The sequence below is a fragment of the Corynebacterium spheniscorum genome (assembly GCF_900113445.1).
GTDB lineage: Bacteria > Actinomycetota > Actinomycetes > Mycobacteriales > Mycobacteriaceae > Corynebacterium > Corynebacterium spheniscorum.
The window spans coordinates 1-1,411 of the sequence record NZ_FOPJ01000026.1 but is presented as its reverse complement, the minus strand read 5'-3'; the positions used below and the strand labels follow the sequence as shown (position 1 = coordinate 1,411).

Genomic DNA, 1,411 nt, shown 5'->3' with positions numbered 1-1,411 from the left:
GGGTTAAGTAGCAAAATGTGTGCTCAAATTTCGGCGTTGTAGCTGGTCAGGGTATGTAAATCCGGGTTTTATTAGGTTCCGGGGCTTATATCCGCAACTTCAACGTTAAATCCACCGGAATGGCACCCACATGTGCTAAGCGCGGTTTGGTGTGCTTTCCCAGTGATCAAAAACCGACCGCAATGCCCCCTATGCGCTGGGCAAATGAGAAGAAATGGCACCACCACTAAAGGCACCACCCGCTGGCGGTGCAAAGACCCCAACTGTGGTGTCTCCACCACACGCAACCGCACCGACTCCACTAACGCCCATTATTTTCAGGCGTTCCACTCCTATGCCACCTGCACTGCCACACTGTCTCAACTAGCCACACAACACCACACAAGCCGCTGGACACTCGACCGCAGATTCGCCCCATTTTGGCTCATCGATGTACCCAACCCGGGGGACCCTCACCGCGTCTACGACCAAATCTTCATCGACGGCACCTACACCGCAGCAGGTTGCTTACTTATCGCAGCCTCCCGCGACCATGTGATCGCCTGGCACTGGGCAAAACGAGAAAACGCTCATGCCTACATCCAATTGCTCAAGAAAATCGCAGAACCTTTATGCGTTGTTCTTGATGGTGGGCAAGGTGCATTAGCCGCGATCAAAGCCTGCTGGCCTAACGCCTTAATCCAGCGGTGTCTCGTGCATGCTCAACGGGTGATTCGGCGCTACACCACCAGTAGGCCACGTACGACCGCGGGTAAAGCAATCTACGCGCTGGCGTTAAAGCTCACCCGGATCACGACCCTAGATCAGGCACGGGAATGGACCTTGAACCTGCACAACTTCGGGCAGGTCTATAAGGACTTCCTCAACGAGAAAACCCGCCTACCTAAACACCGCCGAACCCTCAACAAGCAGTGGGAATGGACCCACGCCAGGGTGCGTAAAGCTTATAACTCGCTGCTGCATCTCGTACGCAAAAAATGGTTGTTTACCTACCTACAACCACCCGCACACGCGATAGAACCCGACCGGTGGGTGGCAACCACCAACAGCCTAGAAGGCGGAATCAACGCCCAGATCAAACGCATCGCGGATGCCCACCGAGGCAGAACAGGAGAACGGCAACGCCGAATGCTCGAGTGGTACCTACAGGCAAAAACGCAACTGCCTGACGACCCACTAGAGATCGCCAGGCAGTGCAATTTCGGACAAGATCAACTCGCCAAAGTCCTAGATCTTGTCCCAGAAGACCACAACAACGCCGACCAGGAGACCGGTCGACCAGCCTTCTACGACAACGCTATCCCAACCGAGTACCAACACTCGATCGGCATCCGAAAAGGACCCCTGAAATAGCAAGAAGTGTGCCCAATCGGCGACACGCCGAAAAAGCACACATTTTGCTACTTAACCC

1 protein-coding gene is annotated in these 1,411 nt (G+C 54.6%); it reads left to right on the top strand.

Annotated elements, in window-relative coordinates:
- The first annotated feature begins 162 nt into the window (after nt 1-162).
- On the top strand, nt 163-1,353 hold the full coding sequence (locus BMZ01_RS10935; protein ID WP_143067503.1) for an IS1249 family transposase: 1,191 nt from the start codon (nt 163-165) through the stop codon (nt 1,351-1,353).
- Nucleotides 1,354-1,411 lie beyond the last annotated feature (58 nt).